This is a genomic window from Limnochorda sp. LNt, assembly GCF_035593265.1.
Classification (GTDB): domain Bacteria; phylum Bacillota; class Limnochordia; order Limnochordales; family Geochordaceae; genus Geochorda; species Geochorda subterranea.
Map to the genome: position 1 here is coordinate 484757 of NZ_CP141614.1, position 17972 is coordinate 502728.

The window sequence follows — 17972 nt, forward strand, 5'->3', positions numbered from 1 at the left end:
GGGCCGAGTGTGCCAACTCTACCCCGAGCTGATCAAAGGTTGCCGCAACCGGGGGGTCAGCTCTCCACGGGCGAGTAGCAGATGCTGGCCATCGCCCGGGCTCTGGTCACCAATCCGGACACGCTGCTCATGGATGAGCCCTCCGAGGGGCTGTCGCCGCTCCTGGTCAAGGAGATAGGGCGGGTCATCCGCGAGCTCAAGGCATCCGGCCTGTCGGTGCTGCTGGTGGAGCAGAGCCTCCCCATGGCCCTCTCGGTGGCCGACCGGGTCTACGTCATGAGCACCGGGACCGTCGTCTGGGAGGGCACGCCCGCGCAACTGGAAGCCGATCCGTCCGTCAAGGCCCGCTTTCTCGGGGTCTAGGCTGAGAGGAGAGCGGTCAAGTTGGAGGCGGGACGATATCGCGAGCGCACGGCCGTCGTGGAGGGGATGGTCATCGAGTACGACGTCCCCGTCCCCATGGACGACGGCGTCGTGTTGAGGGCCGACGTCTTTCGCCCCGCCGGCGACGGGCGCCACCCCGTGCTGCTGAGTTACGGCCCTTACGGCAAGGGGCTGCCCTTCCAACTGGGCTACCGCCACCAGTGGCGGGCTCTGGTCAGCGCCTTCCCCCAGGTGGCCGACGGGTCGAGCTGCCGCTTCCAGAACTGGGAGGTGGTCGACCCCGAGCGCTGGGTACCCGAGGGGTACGTCTGCGTGCGGGTCGACTCGCGGGGGGCCGGCCGATCGCCAGGCGTGCTCGACATCTTCTCGCCGAGGGAGACGCGGGATCTGTACCAGTGCATCGAGTGGGCGGCGCGCCAGCCCTGGAGCAACGGGCGAGTCGGCCTGAGCGGCATCTCCTTCTACGCCATCAACCAGTGGCTCGTCGCCGGCCTGCAGCCCCCGCACCTGGCCGCCATGTGCGCGTGGGAGGGGGCCGCGGACTTCTACCGGGACTGGGCACGCCATGGTGGCATCCTGTGCACCTTCACGGACTCGTGGTTTCGGGGTCAGGTGCTGCCGGTACAGCACGGGGTGGGACGTCGAGGTTTCGTCGACCCGCTGACCGGGGATCTCGTCGCCGGCCCCGAGACGTTGCCAGAACACGAGCTGGCCCTCAACCGGGTCGACACGTTCCAGGAGACCCGCCGGCGCGAGCTCGACGACGATTGGTATCGCGAGCGATCGGCAAACTGGTCCAGGGTGACGGTTCCGTTCCTGTCGGCGGGCAACTGGGGCGGCCACGGACTGCACCTGCGCGGCAACGTGGAGGCCTTCGTACGGGCGGCCTCCAGGCAGAAGTGGCTCGAGATCCACGGCCTGGAGCACTGGACGCACTACTACACACGCTACGGCTTCGAGCTGCAGAAGCGCTTCTTCGACCACTTCCTCAAGGGCGTCGACAACGGGTGGGACCGTGAGGCTCGGGTACTCCTCAACGTACGGCACGTCGATGGCTTCGAGCTCCGCCGCGAGCAGGAGTGGCCCCTGGCGCGCACCCGATGGACCCGCCTCTACCTGGACCCGACGGCCGGGACGCTGTCAGCGGCTCCTCCCCCGACCCGGCACGGCGCCTCGTACCGAGCCCTCGAAGGAGGGCTCACGTTCCGAACCGGGCCCTTCACCGAGGTGACCGAGATCACGGGTCCCTTGGCGGCCAGGCTCTACATCGCGTCCACCACGGCCGACGCGGACATCTTCCTGGTGGTGCGGCTCTTCGACCCGAAGGGGAGGAGGTGACCTTCGCCGGAGCGGTGGAGCCGAGAGCACCGATCGCGCAGGGATGGTTGCGAGCCTCGCACCGCAAGCTGGATCCGACCCTCAGTACCCCCTACCGGCCCTACCACACCCACGACGAGATCCAGCCCCTGGTGCCGGGCGAGGTGTACGCCGTGGACGTCGAGATCTGGCCCACGTCCATCGTGGTCCCCCGGGGGTACACGCTGACACTCACCATCCAGGGGCACGACTTCGAGCGCGATCGGGCGACGCCCGGCGTGGGGCCTTGGGGAGCGTTTCGCGGGTCGGGCCCCTTCGTCCACGACGACCCGTGGGATCGCCGACCCGAGCTCTACGGTGGGCAGGTCACGGTCTACGGGGGTGGGGACACCCCCTCCTACTTGCTGGTGCCCATCATCCCTGCGCAGGCGACCTCGCCGTGAGGGCATGACCCGGAGATGCGACTCCGGAGGGGAGGCAAGACGATGTCTCGAGCCAGGAGGTGCGGCTCACCACGCTGGCAGGCTCTTTCGGCTCTCTTGCTGGGGCTGGTGCTCGTCGCCGGCACGTGCCGGGGGGGAGCGGCCCAGTCGGCCTCAGCGATCCGCATCGGGCTGCTGGTGCCCCTGACCGGCGTTTTCGCGCAAAACGGCCAGGACATGCGCGAGGGATTCACGCTCTTCCTCGACGAGGTCGGCGGCCAGCTGGCCGGGCGGCCCGTGCAGCTCATCGTGGAGGATACCCAGGGCACACCGGCGGTGGCTCTCACCAAGGCTCGCAAGCTGGTGGAGCAGGACCGGGTCCACCTGCTGATGGGGCCCCTATCGGCCGCCGAGGGCTACGCCCTGGCTGACTACATCACCCAAAACCAGGTGGTCTCCATCTATCCCATCGTCTCCTCCGATGACCTGACCCAGCGCCAACGCAGCCGCTACATCGTACGCACCGGGTGGTCCTCGAGCCAGGTGACGCATCCCTTCGGCGGGTGGGTGTACGAGCACCTGGGGTACCGGCGGGTGGCGACCATCGCCTACGACTTCGCCTTCGGCCACGAGGTGGTGGGCGGATTCCACCAGACCTTCGAGGAGGCCGGGGGGCGGGTGGTGCTCAAGCTCTGGCCGCCCATCGGCGCCCCTGACTACGCTCCGTACCTGAGCCAGCTCGCCAGCGCCGACATCGACGCCGTCTTCGCGGTCTTCTCGGGCGGGGATGCGTTGCGATTCGTCTCCCAGTACCAGCAGTTCGGGTTGAAGGATCGGCTGCCCCTCATCGGCGGGGGCACCCTCACCGACGAGCACGTGCTGCGTAGCATGGGTGATGAGGCCTTCGGCGTGGTGACGGCGCTTCATTACAGCGCCGCCCTGCAGACGCCCCAAAACCAGCGGTTCGCATCCGAGTACGAGCGGCGGTTCGGGCGGGTGCCCTCCTACTACTCCGAGGGCACCTATACGGCTGGGCTCTTCCTCAAGGCCGCCCTGGAGGCCACCGGCGGGCAGGTCGAGGACAAGGAGAGCCTGCTGGCCGCGCTGCTGCAAGTCTCCGTCGACGCGCCCCGGGGGCCGGTGCGGCTCGACGCCTATCAAAACCCCGTTCAAAACGTCTACGTGCGGCGAGTCGAGCGGGTAGGCGGGCGGCTGCAAAACACCGTCATCGACACCTTCCCGTCGGTCTCCCAGTTCTGGACCTATGACCCCGCGTGGTTCCTGTCGAGGCCGGTCTACTCCCGGGAGTTCCCGCCCGTGCGACCGTAAGGGAGAGGGGATGCGGCGTGCTGGTCGACGTCCACGCCCATGCGGTCCCACCGGAGGTGGTCGCCCGGCTGACGAGGCACGGCCCCCGGGTCGGTGTCGAGGTCGTGCGGCGGGCCGGGGAGACCTGGTTCGACCACCGCCAGGGTTACCGGTATCCCGTGGGGCCTGCCTTCACCTCCGTGGATACGATCCTGAGCCGCATGGACAGGGCCCGCCTCGACCACCGGATCCTGTCCATCCCCCCCACCCTCTTCTTCTACGACCTTCCAGGCGGCGAAGCGGCCGAGCTCTGCTCGGCCATCAACGACGCGCTGGTGGCCTTCGCGAACCGGGGAGGCGGGCGCCTCTGGGCCTTCATCACGGTGCCGTTGCAGGAGCCGCTGGCGGCGGCCCGGGAGGTGGAGCGATCGGCTTCGCATCCGGTGGTCAAGGGGGTGGAGATCGGGACGGACGCCGGGGGGCGGGCCCTCGACGACCAGGCGCTGGCCCCCTTCTTCCAGGCCTGCGAGCAGGCGGGACTCCCGGTCTTCCTGCATCCCTACTACCTCGGCCCCAAGCCGGGCCTCGAGCCGTACTACCTCACCAACTCCATCGGCAATCCCCTGGAGACCACCATCGCCATCGCCCGGCTCATCCACGGGGGCGTCCTGGAGCGTCACCCCCAGCTCCGGGTGGTGCTGGCCCACGGGGGAGGCTTCTTCCCGTACCAGCTAGGGCGCCTGGAGCACGCCTTCGCGGTGCGGCCTGAGCCGTCCGCGACGTGCGACCGGCCACCCTCGGCCTACCACGATCGCATCTACTACGACTCGGTGCTCCACCTGCCGGCCGCACTGCGCTACCTGGTCGAGGTGGCCGGAGCGGATCACGTGCTGATGGGTAGCGACGACCCCTTCGACATGGGGACCGAGGACCCTGCGGCCCTGGTGGAGGCGGCCCGGCTGGAGCCTGACGCCCGAGAGGCGGTGCTCGGGCAGAGCGCGATCCGGCTCCTCGGGCTCACGCCCGCCGGGCGAGTCGCCGACGGCCGCGGGAGAGCCGGTGAAACCGGATGAGCGGACGACGAACGACAGGTGGTGCAACGGCAATGCAAGCTGCTGACCGACGGGTACGGCTGGTGGATCGGAGCGACCTGGTGGGGGCGTTGCGTGAGAGGCTGGTGGTGGACCCCGCGACCACCGCAGTCCTGGCTGTCGACGTCCATCGGGGCCATCTGGACCCGGCGGTCGCGACCATGCCCGTGGACCCGCTCCGAGCCGGTCGGGTGGTGGAGGCGCTGCAGCGTCTCTTCTCGCTGGCGCGGCGGGTCGGGATCCCCATCGTCTACGTCACCATGAACCATCGGACCCTTCCTCACCCGGGCGCCGAGAGCATGAGCAATCCCTTCTGGCGCGCAGTGGAGGACGCCCGTCAGAGCCTCACCCCCGGGCGTCGCAGCACCATCAAGGGACACAACCTCGAAGGGTCGTCCCAGACCGAGTTCCTTCCCCAAATCGCCCCGCAGCCGGGCGACTACCGCATCGACAACAAGAAGCGCCTCTCCGCCTTCTACGGGACGGACCTCGAGATCCTGCTGAGGATCCTGCGGGTGGAGACGACCATCGTCGTCGGCATCAACACCAACACGTGCGTTCTGTGCACCTGCTTCGAGGCGTTCAACAGGGACTTGCGCGTCGTGGTGGTGCCGGAGTGTGTCGACAGCATGTACGGCGAGGACCTGCACGTCCTGGGCCTGGAGAACGTCAGCCGGTGCCTGGGCTGGGTCGTCCCCCTCGACGAGCTGGAGAGTCTGCTGACGCGGCATGCAGCGACTCGGGTCGCACGAGGAGGGGCGTGAGTCCAGGGCCATGGCGGCACAATCACCGGAGACGGCCAGTGAGCGCCTGCGCTACCCCCTCTTCATCGGGGGCGAGTGGGTGGAACCGATGAGCGGGCGCTACATGCCCGTCGAGAATCCGACCAGCGGCGAGGTCGAGGCCGAAGTGGCCGAAGCCGGCGAGGAGGACGTCGACCGGGCCGTGCAGGCCGCCTGGCGGGCGATGCGCCAGGGGCCGTGGGGCGAGATGGGGGGCCGGCAGCGCAGCCTGCTCCTCTACCGCCTGGCCGACGCGCTGGAGGCCCAGGTAGAGCGGTTGGCCCGGCTGGAGTCTCGCTTCAACGGCCGGCCCATCCGGGAGATGCGGGCGCAGATCCGGATCGTGCCGCAATGGTATCGCTACTTCGCCGGCCTGGCCGACAAGATGGAGGGGGAGACGATCCCGGTCGACGGGCCCTACCTCAACTACACGGTGCGGGTGCCACTGGGGGTGGTGGCCCAGATCACGCCGTGGAACCACCCTCTACTCATCAGCACCAAGAAGCTGGCGCCCGCGCTGGCGGCCGGCAACGCCGTCGTGCTCAAGCCATCCGAGATCGCCCCGGTCACGCTGTTCGAGCTGGCGGACCTCTTCCACCGCGCGGGACTGCCTCCGGGCGCGCTCAACGTCATCAACGGATACGGCCCGGTGGCGGGACGGGCACTGGCGGCGCACCCTGGCGTGCGCAAGGTGGACCTGACCGGGGGGACCGAGACGGGCAGGGCCATCGCCCGGCTGGCGGCCGACAACCTGACCCGGGTCACGTTCGAACTGGGGGGCAAGGCTCCCGTCATCGTCTTCGACGACGCCGACATCCCGGCGGCGGTGGACGGGGCGGCCTTCGCCATGTTCATCGCTACGGGCCAGACCTGCGTGGCCGGGGCGCGCCTGTTGGTGCAGCGCAGCGTCTACCCGGAGGTGCTGGAGCGGCTGGTCGACAAGGTCGCACGCCTGCGCCTGGGGGACCCGATGGATCCGGAGACCGACGTGGGCCCGGTGGTCTCGAGAGTTCAGCTGGAACGGGTGGAGCGCTACGTACGCATCGGGGTGGAGGAGGGCGCCCGGCTCGTCCTGGGCGGGCGGCGCCCCTCGGGCTCCCCAGCCCTGGCAGCCGGCTACTACTACCTGCCGACCATCTTCGCCGATGTCCGGCCCGAGATGCGCATCGCCCAGGAGGAGATCTTCGGGCCGGTACTCTGCGTCATCCCCTTCGAGGACGAATCCGACGCGATCCGCATCGCCAACGACATCCGCTACGGGCTCGGGGCCTCGGTCTGGACCCGGGACGTCGGGAGGGCGCACCGCGTGGCCCACGCCATCGAGGCCGGCATCGTCTGGATCAACGACCACCATCGCATCGACCCTGGCTCTCCCTGGGGCGGCTTCAAATGGAGCGGCTACGGCAAGGAGAACGGCTTCGAGGCCATCCGGGAGTACACGGAGACCAAGAGCATATGGGTCAACCTGCGGCCCGAGCCTTTCGACTGGTACGCCCGGGACGGTCAGGAGAAGCGCCTGAACTGAAAGGGCGCGGCCTGTCAGGAGGGGCGAGGGGATGGGTGGCGTCGACCTGATCGTGCGCGGCGGGCGGGTGGTTTGCGACACCGGCGAGATGGAGGCCGACCTCTACGTGGCAGGTGGCAGGATCGTGGCCGTGGGGCAACTCGACGTGCCTGCCCGCGAGGTGGTGGATGCCGGAGGGCTCCTGGTCTTCCCGGGCTTCGTGGACGCCCATGTCCACTTCATGGACCCCGGTGACCCCTCGCGGGAGGACTTTCCCACCGGCAGCTCGGCCGCCGCCGTCGCGGGGGTGACCACCGTCATCGAACATACGCACGCATCCCCGGTCCACACAGGCTCCCAGCTCCAAGAGAAGGCCCGCTACCTGCGGGGTCGCTCCGTGATCGACTTCGCCTGCGCAGCCCACTTCTCGCCGGGTGGCCCAGACGACGTGGCGGACGTCTGGCGAGCTGGCGCTGCGTGCATCAAGGTCTTCACCTGCACGACGCACGGCATCCGGGCGGTCGAGCCCGGTCCCCTGCTGGAGGCGATGAGGCGGCTGCAACCCAGGGGCGCCACGTTTCTCGTCCATGCCGAGGACGAGGCGATCACTCGCTGGGCCGAGCAGGCCCTGCGGGCGGCGAGGCGGGATGACGGCGGCGTCATCCCGGAGTGGCGCCATCCAGTGGCGGAGCGGGTGGCGGTGAGCGCCGTGGGCTGGCTGGCCGAAGCATCGGGGGCACGAGTGGTGGTCGCTCACTGCAGCCACCCGGAGGTGGTCGACACCATCGCGGCATTTCGCGCACGGGGAGCGCGGATGTGGGCCGAGACGTGCCCGCAGTACCTGTTGCTGCGGGAGGACGAGGCCGTCCAGCTGGGGGCCTTCCGCAAGTTCACCCCGCCGGCTCGGGCCCGCTCTGAAGCCGACCTGGAGCGGATGTGGCAGCTCGTTCGGGATGGCCAAATCGCCTACGTGGCCAGCGATCACGCCCCGGCGACCCGGGCGCAGAAGCGCGAGGGGAGCATCTGGGACGTTCACTTCGGGTTGCCCGGCATCGACACGACCTCGGCTCTGCTCATCGACGCCGCGCTGGAGGGGCGGATCTCGCCGACGCGCCTGGCGGAACTCTATGCCGCCGCGCCGGCGCGCCTCTACGGGCTGTATCCGCGCAAGGGGACGCTGCGGCCGGGGAGCGACGCCGACCTGGTGCTGGTGGACCCGTCGGCCCGGCGCGTCCTCCGGGACGAGGACGTCCTCTCCAGGGCCGGCTGGACGCCCTACCACGGGCGCCTGGTGAAGGGAGCCGTGGTAGCCACCTACCTGCGGGGGCGCAAGGTAGCCGAAGGAGGCAGGCCAAACGCGCCGCCGGGCACAGGCGAGTGGATCCCCGGACCGGGGGCTCGAGCGCGGGGCGAGGTCGACGATGGAGGGAGGCCTCGATGATGCCCGTCAGCATCTTCGTGACCCAACCCATCCCAGCTCCTGCTGTGGAGCGACTGGAGCGGCTGGGGAACGTGCGGCTCTTCGGCGACACCAGCCGCATCCTACCCCGCGAGCAGTTGCTCCGGGAAGTGGGGCGCTGCGACATCCTCTACTGCATGCTGCACGACCGCATCGACGCCGCGATCATCGACGCGGCCCCGCGGCTCCGGCTGATCGCCACCTCGGCCGTCAACCCGGCCAACGTCGACGTGGCCCATGCCACGCGGCGCGGCATCCCGGTCACGGTCATCCCCAACGTCGTCGTGGAGGCGACCGCCGACCTGCAGTGGGCGCTGCTGCTGGCAGTGGCGCGCCGGGTGGTGGAGGCGGACCGGGCGTTGCGGGCGGGTCTTTTCCCGGGCGCCCAATCGATGCACTTCGTCGGAGGCGAGGTGCACGGCAAGGTGCTGGGCAGCATCGGGCTCGGTGCCATCGGGCGGGCCGCCGCGCGGCGAGCCCGGGGCTTCGGCATGACGGTGCTGTACACCAAGCGCACCCGCCTCGAGCCCCAGGAGGAGGCGGAGCTGGGCGTCGCCTTCCGGAGCCTGGACGAGTTGCTGCGGGAGAGCGACTTCGTGGTGATCAACGCCGCGCTGCACCCGGGGACGCGCCACCTGGTGGGCCGGCGAGAGCTCGGCCTGATGAAGCCCTCGGCCTATCTGATCAATACGGCCAGGGGCCCCATCGTCGACGAGCAGGCGCTGGTGGAGGCCCTCAAGGCGGGCCGCATCGCCGGGGCGGCGCTGGACGTCTTCGAAGAGGAGCCGGCGGTGCACCCCGAGCTGCCCCACCTGTCCAACGTGGTCCTGACGCCTCATATCGGCACGGCGACGTGGGACACGCGGCTGCGTATCGCGTCCATCGTGGTCGACAACATCGAGGCCTTCGTGGCCGGGCGGCGGCCGCCCAACCTGTTCAACGCCGAGGTGCTCGGCACCAGCCTCGGCGAGGCATCCTGACCGAGACACGCAGACGAGAGCGAGAGAGGGGCGATCCTCATGCGAGCGATGGTACTCGACCAGTTCGGCGGGCGTTTGCAGCTCAAGGAGGTGCCCGACCCCGCGCCACCGGGCCCTGGTCAGGTGCTGGTGCGGGTGCGGGCCTGCGGCCTGTGCTACACCGACGTCAAGATCGCGTCGGCGAGCCTGCCGGGCCCCTTGCTGCCCCGGCTGCCCCACATCCTGGGCCACGAGCCGGCGGGCGAGGTCGTGGCCGTCGGCGAGGGGGTTATGTCGGTCGCGCCGGGCGACCACGTTGCGCTCCACATCTACCTTCCGTGTGGCCGGTGCCGGGCCTGCTGGGCCGGTGATGAGACGCTGTGCGACTCGGTTCGCCAATTGGGCTTCAACCTCCCAGGAGCCATGGCAGAGTACGTGGTGGTGCCCGAGATCAACGCGGTGCGCATCGGCCAGCACGTCCCCCTGGAGGAGGCCGCCATCATCGCCGACGCCGTGGCTACCACCGTCCATGGCCTGCGGGAGCGGGCCGGGCTGCGGGTGGGCGAGACGGTGCTCGTCATCGGCGCCGGCGGCCTGGGACTCCACGCCATCCAGGTGGCACGCCTGGGCGGAGCCAGGGTGCTGGCGGTCGATCAAGCGCCGGACAAGTTGGAGCTCGCCCGGAAGGTGGGGGCCGACGACGCCTTCCTCATCCAGTCCGAGCACGCCGCAAAGCAGGTGTTGGCGGCGGCAGGGGGCCCCGTGGACCTGGTGGTGGAGCTGGTGGCCAAGCCCGTCACCATGAGCCTGGCGGCCGCGGTCCTGCGCACGGGCGGGCGGCTCCTGATGATCGGCTACCAGCCCGGGGTCGACGTCGCCATCCCTACACCCGACGTCGTGCTGCGCAATCTGAGCATCATCGGTTCGACGGCCTCGTCCCTCCTGAGCTTTCGAGAGAGCGTGCGACTGGTGGAGCAGGGCAAGATCCGGCCCGTCGTGACGGACCGCTACCGTCTGGAGGAGGCCAACGAGGCACTCGAGCGGCTCAAGCGCGGCGGTATCCTGGGCCGGGCGGTGCTGCTCGTGGCGTGACGAGCGTCCCGCTTGGGTCAGATCCGTCGCCCATTAGGCCCGGGCGAAGTAGTGAGAAGCCATCTCCAGCACCCTTTGGGCGGCGGGCGGTAGGGGGCGTCCGCGTGCCCAGATGGCCAGGATGGGGCGCCGCAGGTCGAGCCCCTCCACGCAAACCACCCGCAACAGGCCCTGGCTGAGCTCGCGGTCCACCGCCTTGCGCGAGACCACCGCGACGCCGAGGCTGGCTTCGACAGCCAGCTTCATCGCCTCGGTGGTGTCGAACTCCATGACCGCCCGCGGCACGATCCCCGCGTCCCTGAGCCGCGACTCCACGAACCACCGAGTCGAGGACCCCGACCTGGCCAGGATGAAGGGCTCCCGCGCCAGTGCCTCCGGGGCGACGGGCCCCCCGTCGGCGAGCGGGTGCGCGGGATGGACGATGACGGCGAACTCGCCCCACGTCAGCAGCCGCGACGAGAGACGCGGGTCGGCGGTGGGGCCCCAGACGAAGCCCATGTCCATGGTGTCAGCTGCCACCGCCTCCCGGATGCGGTCGGTGATGGCCGCGTGCAGCGCGACCTGGATCCGGGGGTGCCTGGCACGGAAGGCCTCCAGCAGGGGCGGCAGGTAGTAGAGGACGCCCGTCGTGCTGGCGCCGATCACCAGCTGGCCCGACTGGCCCTCCTTGAACTCCTGGAGCCATCGCTCCGCCTCGTCGCGAGCCGCCAGCATCGCCCGCGCGTAGGGGTAAAACGCCCTCCCGGCGTGAGTGGGAGCGACCTGGCGGCCCTGCCGCTGGATGAGCGGCGTGCCGACCTCGCGTTCGAGGCGGCGGATGGCCAGGCTGACCGCCGGCTGGCTCAAGTGCAGATCCTCCGCGGTACGGGTGATGCTGAGGTTGTCCACCACCCGGCAGAAGACCTCGAGCTTGTGGAAGTCCATCGTACCCGCACCCGGCCCCCGCGTCCGTCGAGATGTCGGCTCATTACCTAACCGTAATATATCGTAGCAATCGTATTTATTGCTACACCAATGTGCAACCGGTAAGATCGGGCCAAGCCTGACGACCGACCAGGGGAAGGAATGGGCTTGGACGAGCGCGCAGCTCCCATCGAGACGGCCTCCGCCTCGGCGGCCACGCGGCGGCCAGGCGACGCCGGACGTGCCCTGCGGATGGCGGCGCCGGGGGTGCTGGCGACCGCTATCCTGACAGCGATTGCGACGCTGGTCGGGACGCACCTGCCGGGCCTGGGGGCGGCAGCGACGGGCTTGCTGCTGGGCCTCGTCGTCTCCCACGTCGTCTCCGTGCCGGACGCCCTTCGCCCTGGGGTCGCCTTCTGCTCCACCGGCCTGCTCCGCACGGCGGTCGTGTTGCTGGGCACGGGCGTCAGCTTCGGGCAGGTCATCCGCATGAGCGGCGGCGCCCTGCTCATCATCGCCACGACCTTGGTCATCGGGATGGCCTCGACCGTCCTGGTCGGCAGGGCACTCGGCCTGCCGTTGCGCCTCACCACCCTGGTCGGCATCGGCACCGCCATCTGCGGCGCCAGCGCCATCGCGGCCGCAGCCCCCGTCCTGAGGGCGACTAAGGAGGAGACCGCATACGCCCTCGCTACCATCTTCACGTTCAACCTGCTGGCGCTCCTCGTCTATCCGCCAACGGGCCATCTCCTGGGGCTGAGCAGCGCCGCCTTTGGCACGTGGGCCGGCACCGCCATCCACGACACCTCGTCGGTGCTGGCCGCCGGGTATGCGTTCGACCAGCAAGCCGGGATCCAGGCTACGGTCGTCAAGCTGACCCGCACCATGTTCCTCGTGCCCGTGGTGGTGGGGCTGGCATTGGTGCAGGGGCTACGGAGCCGGCAGGAGCGGGCGGAGCTGCGGATCGGGCGGCTGGTGCCGCCGTTCGTCTGGGGGTTCGCGCTGATGGCGGCGGTCAACGGGCTGGGTCTCGTCCCGGCCCCGGTGAGCGGTGCGCTCAACCAGGTCGCGGGAGTCTTCATCGTGGCCGCCCTGTCGGCCATCGGACTCCAGACGCGTCTCGACACGCTAAGACGCTTGGGATCCATGTCCTTCGCCCTGGGCATGGTGGCCTCCGTGGCGGTGGCGCTGGCCAGCCTGGCCTGGATCCGGTGGCTCGGACTTTGAGGGGATGGGAGCCAGCCATCCCTCGAGAGGAGCATCGAGTCGTGACCGAACACCAGTGGCTGGATCTCTCCCATGCGTTCGAGGAGGGCATGCCGATACCCGACTGGCCGGGCGAGCAGCAGCACCACTTCGAGCTCGTCAGCTACCGGGTAAGGGTCAACAGCGGGCTTCAACAGGTCCTCCGGATGAACCTGCACTGTGGCACCCACGTCGACGCCCCCAACCACTACGCCGACGGCCGGGCGGGCATCGACGGGGTGGACTACCGGTCGCTCATGGGCGAGTGCGTGGTCATCGACGTCGAGAAGGAGGCCCTCGGCGTCGTGACGGCGGAGGATCTCCGACCCCATGAGCGGCTCTTGCGCAGCGTCCCGATGGCGATCCTGAGCACGGGATGGGAGCGGATGTGGCGCACCCCCGAGTACGGGTCACGCTACCCCTTCCTGGCCGAGGACGCAGGCAAGCTCTTGCTGGATGCAGGCATCAAGGTGGTCGGGCTCGATACGCCGGGGCCGGACGCTCCCATCCGCAGCCCGTTCCGCAAAGGGGATCCCCTGCACCAGATGCTCCTGGGACGGGACGTGCTGATCATCGAGAACCTGACCAACCTGCGGCCGCTGGTTGGCAAGCGTGTGTACCTGCAGGCAGTGCCCATCAACATCCGGGGAGCGACGGGGTCTCCGGCGAGGGTGCTGGCCCGGCTGCTCGAGTAGGGACGGGAGCGGAGCGGCGTGGAGCGTCTGACGGCCTACCGCAATGCGGACGGAAGCGTGGGCATCCGTCGCCACGTGCTGGTGCTGGCGCTGAGTGCTTTTTGTTCCACCACCGCCCGGCTCATCGGCGAGATGGTCGCCGGCACCACCGTGCTCACTCACCCCCACGGGCGAAACGAGGTCGGCATCAATCGCCATCGCCTGCAGCGAACCCTGACGGGCATCGTCTCCAACGGCAACGTCCACTCGGTGCTGGTGGTGGGATACGAACGCGAGGGGACCGAGCGCTTCGTCGAGAGCCTGAGACAGGCCACCCGCAAGCGGGTGGAGTCGGTGGTGCTGCTCGACTGCGGCGGGAGCTGGGCAGCCGCTCTCGATGGCGCCCGAAGGGCCTCCGACCTGGTCCTCGAGGCCAGCGACAGCGAGCGAAGCGAAGTGGAGTGGAGCGGGCTCAAGATCGGGGTCAAGTGCGGCGGCAGCGACGGCTCGTCCGTGGTGGCGGCCAATCCCGTGCTGGGTCGGTGCACGGACTGGCTGGTGGAGAGGGGCGCGACGGTCGTCTTCTCCGAGACCACCGAGATCATCGGCGCCGAGCACCTGCTGGCCAGGCGTGCCGTGACCCCCGAGGTCGGCAAGCGGATCGTCGAGGCCGCCCGCCACAACCTCGCCTCGGCGCGCGAGGCGGGGGTGGACCTGCTGGGCACCAACCCGGTGCCCGACAACATCGCGGGGGGCATCACCACCATCGAGGAGAAGGCGCTGGGGGCCATCCGCAAGACCGGCACGGGCCCCATCCACGGGGTCGTGGAGTACGGAGAGCCGCCGGATGGGCCGGGCCTCTACTTCATGGACTCGCCCTCGGGCGCGCACGAGGTGATGAGCGGCCTGGCGGCGGCTGGGTGCCACGCCGTGCTCTTCGCGACCGGTACCTGCAACCCGGTCGGCAACCTCCTGATGCCCGTCGTCAAGGTCTGCGGCAACCGGGAGTGGGTGAGGCGCATGGCCGACCACGTGGACGTGGACGTCAGCGACGTGGTCGAGGAGGGCATGTCCGTGGAGGCCGCGGCGGCGCGGGTGATGGAGAGGCTCGAGCGGGTCGTCCGGGGCGCCCTGACGCGCAGCGAGATCTGCCGCCACGTCGAGTTCTCGGTGGTCCCGACGGGGTTGTGAGGTGACGCATGAGAGCGGTCGTCCTCGAGGCGGCGGAGCGACCCGTGCGCGTGCGGGACTGGCCCGAGCCCCAAGTCCGGCCGGGGGAGCGTCTCGTGCGGATCAAGGCGTGCGGCCTGTGCGGGACCGACGTCAAGCTGCGCGCCGGCAAGGTGCCGGGCGTCCGTCTGCCGCTGGTGCTGGGCCACGAGCCCGCCGGGGTGGACGTCGAGACCGGCCGGCCGGTGGTGATCTACCCCCACCTCTCATGCGGGCGGTGCGTCAACTGCGTCGAGGGCCACGAGAACATCTGCCTGGCGACGCGCGGGACCCTGGGGATCACCGCCCATGGGGCCCTGACCGAGCTGGTGAGCGTCCCGGCCGGGAGCCTCATCGAGCTTCCGGAAGCCCTGGACTTCGAGCACGGGGCGCTCGCCGGAGGGGTCGTGGCGGTCAGCCTCTGCGCCCTGAGGAAGATGGGCCCCGTGCTGGACCGCTGGGTCATCGTAGCCGGCCTGGGAGGGCTGGGACTCGTCGGCATTCAGCTGCTGGTCGCGGCCGGGGCCCGGGTCATCGCGTCGAGCCGCAGCGAGGAGAAGCGCCGGCTCGCGCTGGAGCTGGGCGCGGCCGCGGCGGTCGACACCGGCGGCTCCTACGAGGAGGAGGTGCGGGCAATCACCGGCGGGGTCGGAGCCAGCGGAGCGGTCGACTTCACCGGAGCGGGCGAGCACGTCGGGCGGTTGATACGGTGCGTGAGGCGAGGCGGACGGGTGGTCCTCGTGGGGTACACCTCCGGGACGCTGTCGCTGCCTTACGCGGAGGTGGTGATGAACGGCGTCGACGTCATGGGCTCCCGGTCGTACACCCGAGAGGACGTCAGGACCGCCCTGGGGCTGATGGAGCGCAAGAAGGTCGACCTCCTGGTCGACCGGCGCGTCAGCCTGGAGCAGGTGGACGAGGCCCTGGACCAGATCGCGTCGGGCACGGTGACCGGACGCGTCGTGGCCGTCCTGCCGTAGCCGGGAAGGGGGGGCGCGGCGATGGCGTCGAGAAGGTGCGTCGTACTGGATGCGGCCGATGACGTGGCCGTGCTGCTCGAGGCGGCCGAGCGGGGGGACCGGATCGCGGCCGACGGTCGAGAGGTGCTCCTGCTCGAGGCCATCCCCAGGTTCCACAAGGTGGCCCTGCGCCGCATCGAGACGGGGGAGGTCGTCCACAAGACGGGAGAGGTCATCGGCGTGGCCATCCGTGCCATCGAGCCGGGCGAGCACGTCCACGTCCACAACCTGCGGTCCACCGTGGCACCGTCGACGTGAGGCGGCGAGCGCACCGCGAGGAGAGGAGTGGGCCAACGTGCCGACCATCATCGTCTACCTCCGGGAGGGCCGCACGGAGGACCAGAAGCGGGAGTTCGTCCGGTCCGTCACGGAGGCCTGCCGGCAGATCTTCGGCTCCCCTCCCGACAGCGTCAACATCGTCATCCAGGACGTCCCTGCGACCAATCTCGGCAAAGCCGGCAGGTTGCGGTCGGAGGGCAGCGCGTCATGAAGACACCGGAGCCGTCGACCGCTCCCTTGTGGTCCGGGTCTCCGGCGGGACGACACTTCGCCGAGGTGCCCGTGACGGGGCTGCTGTCCGGGCAGCGGCTCGGCCTGCCCCTTCACTGGGTCAGGGGCCTGGAGGACGGGCCGGTGCTGGGCGTGCTGGCGGGGATCCACGGGGACGAGTCCTTTCCGCCCCTCGCGCTCAAGGCCTTCCTCGACGGACTGGAGCCGGGTCGGTTGCGGGGGGTCGTGGTGGTGATGCCGGTCGCCAATCCCCTGGCGCTGGCGGCCTTCTCGCGGTTCACACCCGAGCACCACGGCAATCCCGACCTGCACACGAGCTTCCCGGGCAAGCTGGACGGCTCCCTGACCCAGATGCTGGCCGCCGCCATCTCCCGGTATCTGCTCCAGCACGTCGATGCGCTCCTCGACATCCACTCGGGGGGAATGGGCGGGCGGCTGCAGAGCCGCACGGACTTCGACCGCGCCGCCACCGGGGCGGTCCGTGACGAGAGCCTGCGGCTGTGTCGGGCCTTCGGCCTGCCCTTCATCCACGCAAACGACCTGCGCGGATCCGCGGTCGGGTACGTGACGTCCCTGGGGCGGCCGGCCATCGGGGTGGAGGTGGGCGGCGCCTACCTGGGCCGGTCCGCGACGGGGACGTACACGAGGCGCCTCGTCGAGGGGTTGGAGGGGGTCCTGCGGGCCCTGGGGATGGTGGCCGGCGGGACGGAGCCGCCCTTTCCCCGGCAGCTGCTCTTTGGCCTGGAGGCCCGGGTCGAAGTCAACCCGACCACCGGGGGTCTCCTGATCTCGTCCTTCGAGGAGCCGCAGGACATCGGGCGGCGCATCGAGGCAGGCACGCTCCTGGGGGAGGTGCTCGATCCCCGGACGCTGGACGTGACCCAGCGGCTATTGGCCCCGGTGGACGGCTACCTCTTCTTCAGCCGCTACTCCGGGGCCGTCGAGGCCGGGTCCAAGGGCTTCGCCATCGCCGACGAGGCGAACGCTCGCTGGCTGGAGGCGAGCGGACCTTGATCCGATCCGCCTCCTGGCTGCGGTCGGCCATACGGGCCACGGCGATGGCGGCCGGCGTCGGGCCGGGCGCGGCGGAGGCCATGGCCGACGTGATGACGGAGGCGCACCTGCGGGGGGTCGAGACACACGGGATCCGCCGCCTGGGGCCCTACGTCCGCCGGGTGCGGGCCGGCGGGGTGGATCCGGGTGCGCGCCCCCGGGTCGAGGCCCATGGGCCCCTCCTGCTGGTGGACGGGTGCAACGGGGTGGGCCACCTCGTCGGCACGGTGACGGCCGATGCCGTCGCGGCGGCCGCCGCCCGCCACGGCGTGGCGGTGGCGTGGGCCCGCAACAGCAACCACTTCGGCTTCGCCGGGTACTACGCCACCCGCATCGCCTCCCGTGGCCACGTCGCCCTCGTCAGCTCCAACGGGCAGGTGTGCGTGGCGCCGCCGGGCAGCGGGATGCCCGTCCTGAGCAACGATCCCCTGGCCATCGCCGCCCCGATGGGGGGCGACGGCTTCTTCGAACTGGACATGGCGCTGAGCGAGACGTCGAGGGCCCGGGTGGTCGAGGCGGCGCGCCGGGGCGAGCCGATCCCTCCGGGGTGGGCGGTCGATCGCGGGGGACGGCCCACCCGCGACCCGTCGAAGGCGCTGGCGGGAGCCCTGGCTCCCTTCGGCGGGCCCAAGGGATTCGCCCTGCTTCTGTCGGTGGAGATGCTGACGGGCGTGCTCGGGGGCGGGCGCTACGCCGATCAGGTGGTCTCCAAGGAGTCGAGTCCCGACCAAGGCGAGGGATGCGTCCACCTGATGCTGGCCATCGACGTCGCCCGGGTGATGCCGCTCGAGCACTTCCAGGAGCGCCTGCAGGACATGATCCGTCGCTTTCGGGAGGTCCCGACCGCCGGTGGGGCACCGGCTCGCTACCCCGGCCAGCGGCGGTGGGAGCTTCGCCGCAGGCGGCTGGCCGAGGGTGTGCCCCTGGACCCAGGGGAGGTCCGGGAGCTGGAAGACCTTGCCCGTGCCCTGGGGGCCGACCTGCCGCCTCTGGATGGGGCCGGCCCCGAGAGCCAGCCCTCGACGACGTGAGGGGGTGACG

Annotated in this window: 17 protein-coding genes and 1 pseudogene; 17 read left to right on the forward strand and 1 reads right to left on the reverse strand. The window is 70.4% G+C overall.

Annotation, left to right across the window (positions count from 1 at the left end; all coding sequences use genetic code 11):
• Window positions 1-81 precede the first annotated feature (81 nt).
• The 9 genes and pseudogenes from VLY81_RS02275 to VLY81_RS02315 all read left to right on the forward strand — a co-directional run bounded on the left by VLY81_RS02275 (window position 82) and on the right by VLY81_RS02315 (window position 10318).
• Window positions 82-363 carry an ATP-binding cassette domain-containing protein gene (locus VLY81_RS02275; protein WP_324669412.1) on the forward strand — a complete coding sequence of 94 codons (282 nt, stop codon included), beginning with the start codon at window positions 82-84 and terminating at the stop codon, window positions 361-363.
• Window positions 364-459: 96 nt separating this feature from the next.
• Window positions 460-2144: pseudogene (locus tag VLY81_RS02280) on the forward strand (CocE/NonD family hydrolase).
• Window positions 2145-2186: 42 nt separating this feature from the next.
• Entirely contained in the window at window positions 2187-3452 is a 1266-nt protein-coding gene (locus tag VLY81_RS02285) for an ABC transporter substrate-binding protein (protein ID WP_324669413.1), read from the forward strand.
• 17 nt (window positions 3453-3469) lie between these two features.
• Window positions 3470-4504 carry an amidohydrolase family protein gene (locus tag VLY81_RS02290; protein ID WP_324669414.1) on the forward strand — a complete coding sequence of 345 codons (1035 nt, stop codon included), beginning with the start codon at window positions 3470-3472 and terminating at the stop codon, window positions 4502-4504.
• A gap of 32 nt (window positions 4505-4536) precedes the next feature.
• Window positions 4537-5286 (forward strand): cysteine hydrolase family protein, encoded by a 750-nt coding sequence (locus VLY81_RS02295; protein ID WP_324669415.1) that lies wholly within the window; start codon window positions 4537-4539, stop codon window positions 5284-5286.
• A 10-nt stretch (window positions 5287-5296) separates the two neighbouring features.
• Window positions 5297-6829: an aldehyde dehydrogenase gene (locus VLY81_RS02300; RefSeq protein WP_324669416.1), complete on the forward strand. Its 1533-nt coding sequence runs from the start codon at window positions 5297-5299 to the stop codon at window positions 6827-6829.
• 31 nt (window positions 6830-6860) lie between these two features.
• Window positions 6861-8249 (forward strand): dihydroorotase, encoded by a 1389-nt coding sequence (locus VLY81_RS02305; protein ID WP_324669417.1) that lies wholly within the window; start codon window positions 6861-6863, stop codon window positions 8247-8249.
• Window positions 8249-9247 (forward strand): 2-hydroxyacid dehydrogenase, encoded by a 999-nt coding sequence (locus VLY81_RS02310; RefSeq protein WP_405001312.1) that lies wholly within the window; start codon window positions 8249-8251, stop codon window positions 9245-9247. The genes VLY81_RS02305 and VLY81_RS02310 overlap by 1 nt, the downstream gene beginning before the upstream one ends.
• 39 nt (window positions 9248-9286) lie before the next feature.
• Window positions 9287-10318 (forward strand): alcohol dehydrogenase catalytic domain-containing protein, encoded by a 1032-nt coding sequence (locus VLY81_RS02315; protein WP_324669419.1) that lies wholly within the window; start codon window positions 9287-9289, stop codon window positions 10316-10318.
• Window positions 10319-10351: 33 nt separating this feature from the next.
• Here the strand turns inward: VLY81_RS02315 and VLY81_RS02320 are convergent, their stop codons facing one another.
• Complete coding sequence (locus VLY81_RS02320; protein ID WP_324669420.1) at window positions 10352-11242, reverse strand: LysR family transcriptional regulator; 891 nt, start codon at window positions 11240-11242, stop codon at window positions 10352-10354.
• A gap of 147 nt (window positions 11243-11389) precedes the next feature.
• On the opposite strand from VLY81_RS02320, the gene VLY81_RS02325 reads away from it, so the two are divergent.
• From VLY81_RS02325 to VLY81_RS02360, 8 genes are read left to right on the forward strand one after another with little or no spacing between them, the layout of a single operon-like run.
• Complete coding sequence (locus VLY81_RS02325; protein ID WP_324669421.1) at window positions 11390-12448, forward strand: YeiH family protein; 1059 nt, start codon at window positions 11390-11392, stop codon at window positions 12446-12448.
• 41 nt (window positions 12449-12489) lie between these two features.
• Complete coding sequence (locus tag VLY81_RS02330) at window positions 12490-13161, forward strand: cyclase family protein (protein WP_324669422.1); 672 nt, start codon at window positions 12490-12492, stop codon at window positions 13159-13161.
• Window positions 13162-13179: 18 nt separating this feature from the next.
• A complete protein-coding gene (locus VLY81_RS02335; RefSeq protein ID WP_324669423.1) occupies window positions 13180-14331 on the forward strand; it encodes a UxaA family hydrolase in 1152 nt (383 codons plus the stop codon).
• Between the two features lie 8 nt (window positions 14332-14339).
• The gene (locus VLY81_RS02340; protein ID WP_324669424.1) at window positions 14340-15329 is read left to right on the forward strand and encodes an alcohol dehydrogenase catalytic domain-containing protein; all 990 of its coding nucleotides are present in this window, start codon (window positions 14340-14342) and stop codon (window positions 15327-15329) included.
• Window positions 15330-15350: 21 nt separating this feature from the next.
• Window positions 15351-15626 carry a UxaA family hydrolase gene (locus VLY81_RS02345; protein WP_324669425.1) on the forward strand — a complete coding sequence of 92 codons (276 nt, stop codon included), beginning with the start codon at window positions 15351-15353 and terminating at the stop codon, window positions 15624-15626.
• 37 nt (window positions 15627-15663) lie between these two features.
• Window positions 15664-15858, forward strand: coding sequence for a tautomerase family protein (locus tag VLY81_RS02350; RefSeq protein ID WP_324669426.1), 195 nt, complete (start codon window positions 15664-15666; stop codon window positions 15856-15858).
• Window positions 15855-16892 (forward strand): succinylglutamate desuccinylase/aspartoacylase family protein, encoded by a 1038-nt coding sequence (locus VLY81_RS02355; protein WP_324669427.1) that lies wholly within the window; start codon window positions 15855-15857, stop codon window positions 16890-16892. The genes VLY81_RS02350 and VLY81_RS02355 overlap by 4 nt, the downstream gene beginning before the upstream one ends.
• Entirely contained in the window at window positions 16889-17962 is a 1074-nt protein-coding gene (locus tag VLY81_RS02360; RefSeq protein ID WP_324669428.1) for an Ldh family oxidoreductase, read from the forward strand. The genes VLY81_RS02355 and VLY81_RS02360 overlap by 4 nt, the downstream gene beginning before the upstream one ends.
• The last annotated feature ends 10 nt before the right edge of the window (window positions 17963-17972 follow it).

Bases quoted from the DNA above. Each gene is read 5' to 3' on its own strand.
- VLY81_RS02300 (WP_324669416.1), top strand. From the start codon at position 5,297: ATGGCGGCACAATCACCGGAGACGGCCAGTGAGCGCCTGCGCTACCCC.
- VLY81_RS02320 (WP_324669420.1), bottom strand. From the start codon at position 11,242: ATGGACTTCCACAAGCTCGAGGTCTTCTGCCGGGTGGTGGACAACCTC.
- VLY81_RS02285 (WP_324669413.1), top strand. From the start codon at position 2,187: ATGTCTCGAGCCAGGAGGTGCGGCTCACCACGCTGGCAGGCTCTTTCG.
- VLY81_RS02355 (WP_324669427.1), top strand. From the start codon at position 15,855: ATGAAGACACCGGAGCCGTCGACCGCTCCCTTGTGGTCCGGGTCTCCG.
- VLY81_RS02275 (WP_324669412.1), top strand. From the start codon at position 82: ATGCTGGCCATCGCCCGGGCTCTGGTCACCAATCCGGACACGCTGCTC.
- VLY81_RS02340 (WP_324669424.1), top strand. From the start codon at position 14,340: ATGAGAGCGGTCGTCCTCGAGGCGGCGGAGCGACCCGTGCGCGTGCGG.
- VLY81_RS02310 (WP_405001312.1), top strand. From the start codon at position 8,249: ATGCCCGTCAGCATCTTCGTGACCCAACCCATCCCAGCTCCTGCTGTG.
- VLY81_RS02305 (WP_324669417.1), top strand. From the start codon at position 6,861: ATGGGTGGCGTCGACCTGATCGTGCGCGGCGGGCGGGTGGTTTGCGAC.
- VLY81_RS02295 (WP_324669415.1), top strand. From the start codon at position 4,537: ATGCAAGCTGCTGACCGACGGGTACGGCTGGTGGATCGGAGCGACCTG.
- VLY81_RS02345 (WP_324669425.1), top strand. From the start codon at position 15,351: ATGGCGTCGAGAAGGTGCGTCGTACTGGATGCGGCCGATGACGTGGCC.
- VLY81_RS02315 (WP_324669419.1), top strand. From the start codon at position 9,287: ATGCGAGCGATGGTACTCGACCAGTTCGGCGGGCGTTTGCAGCTCAAG.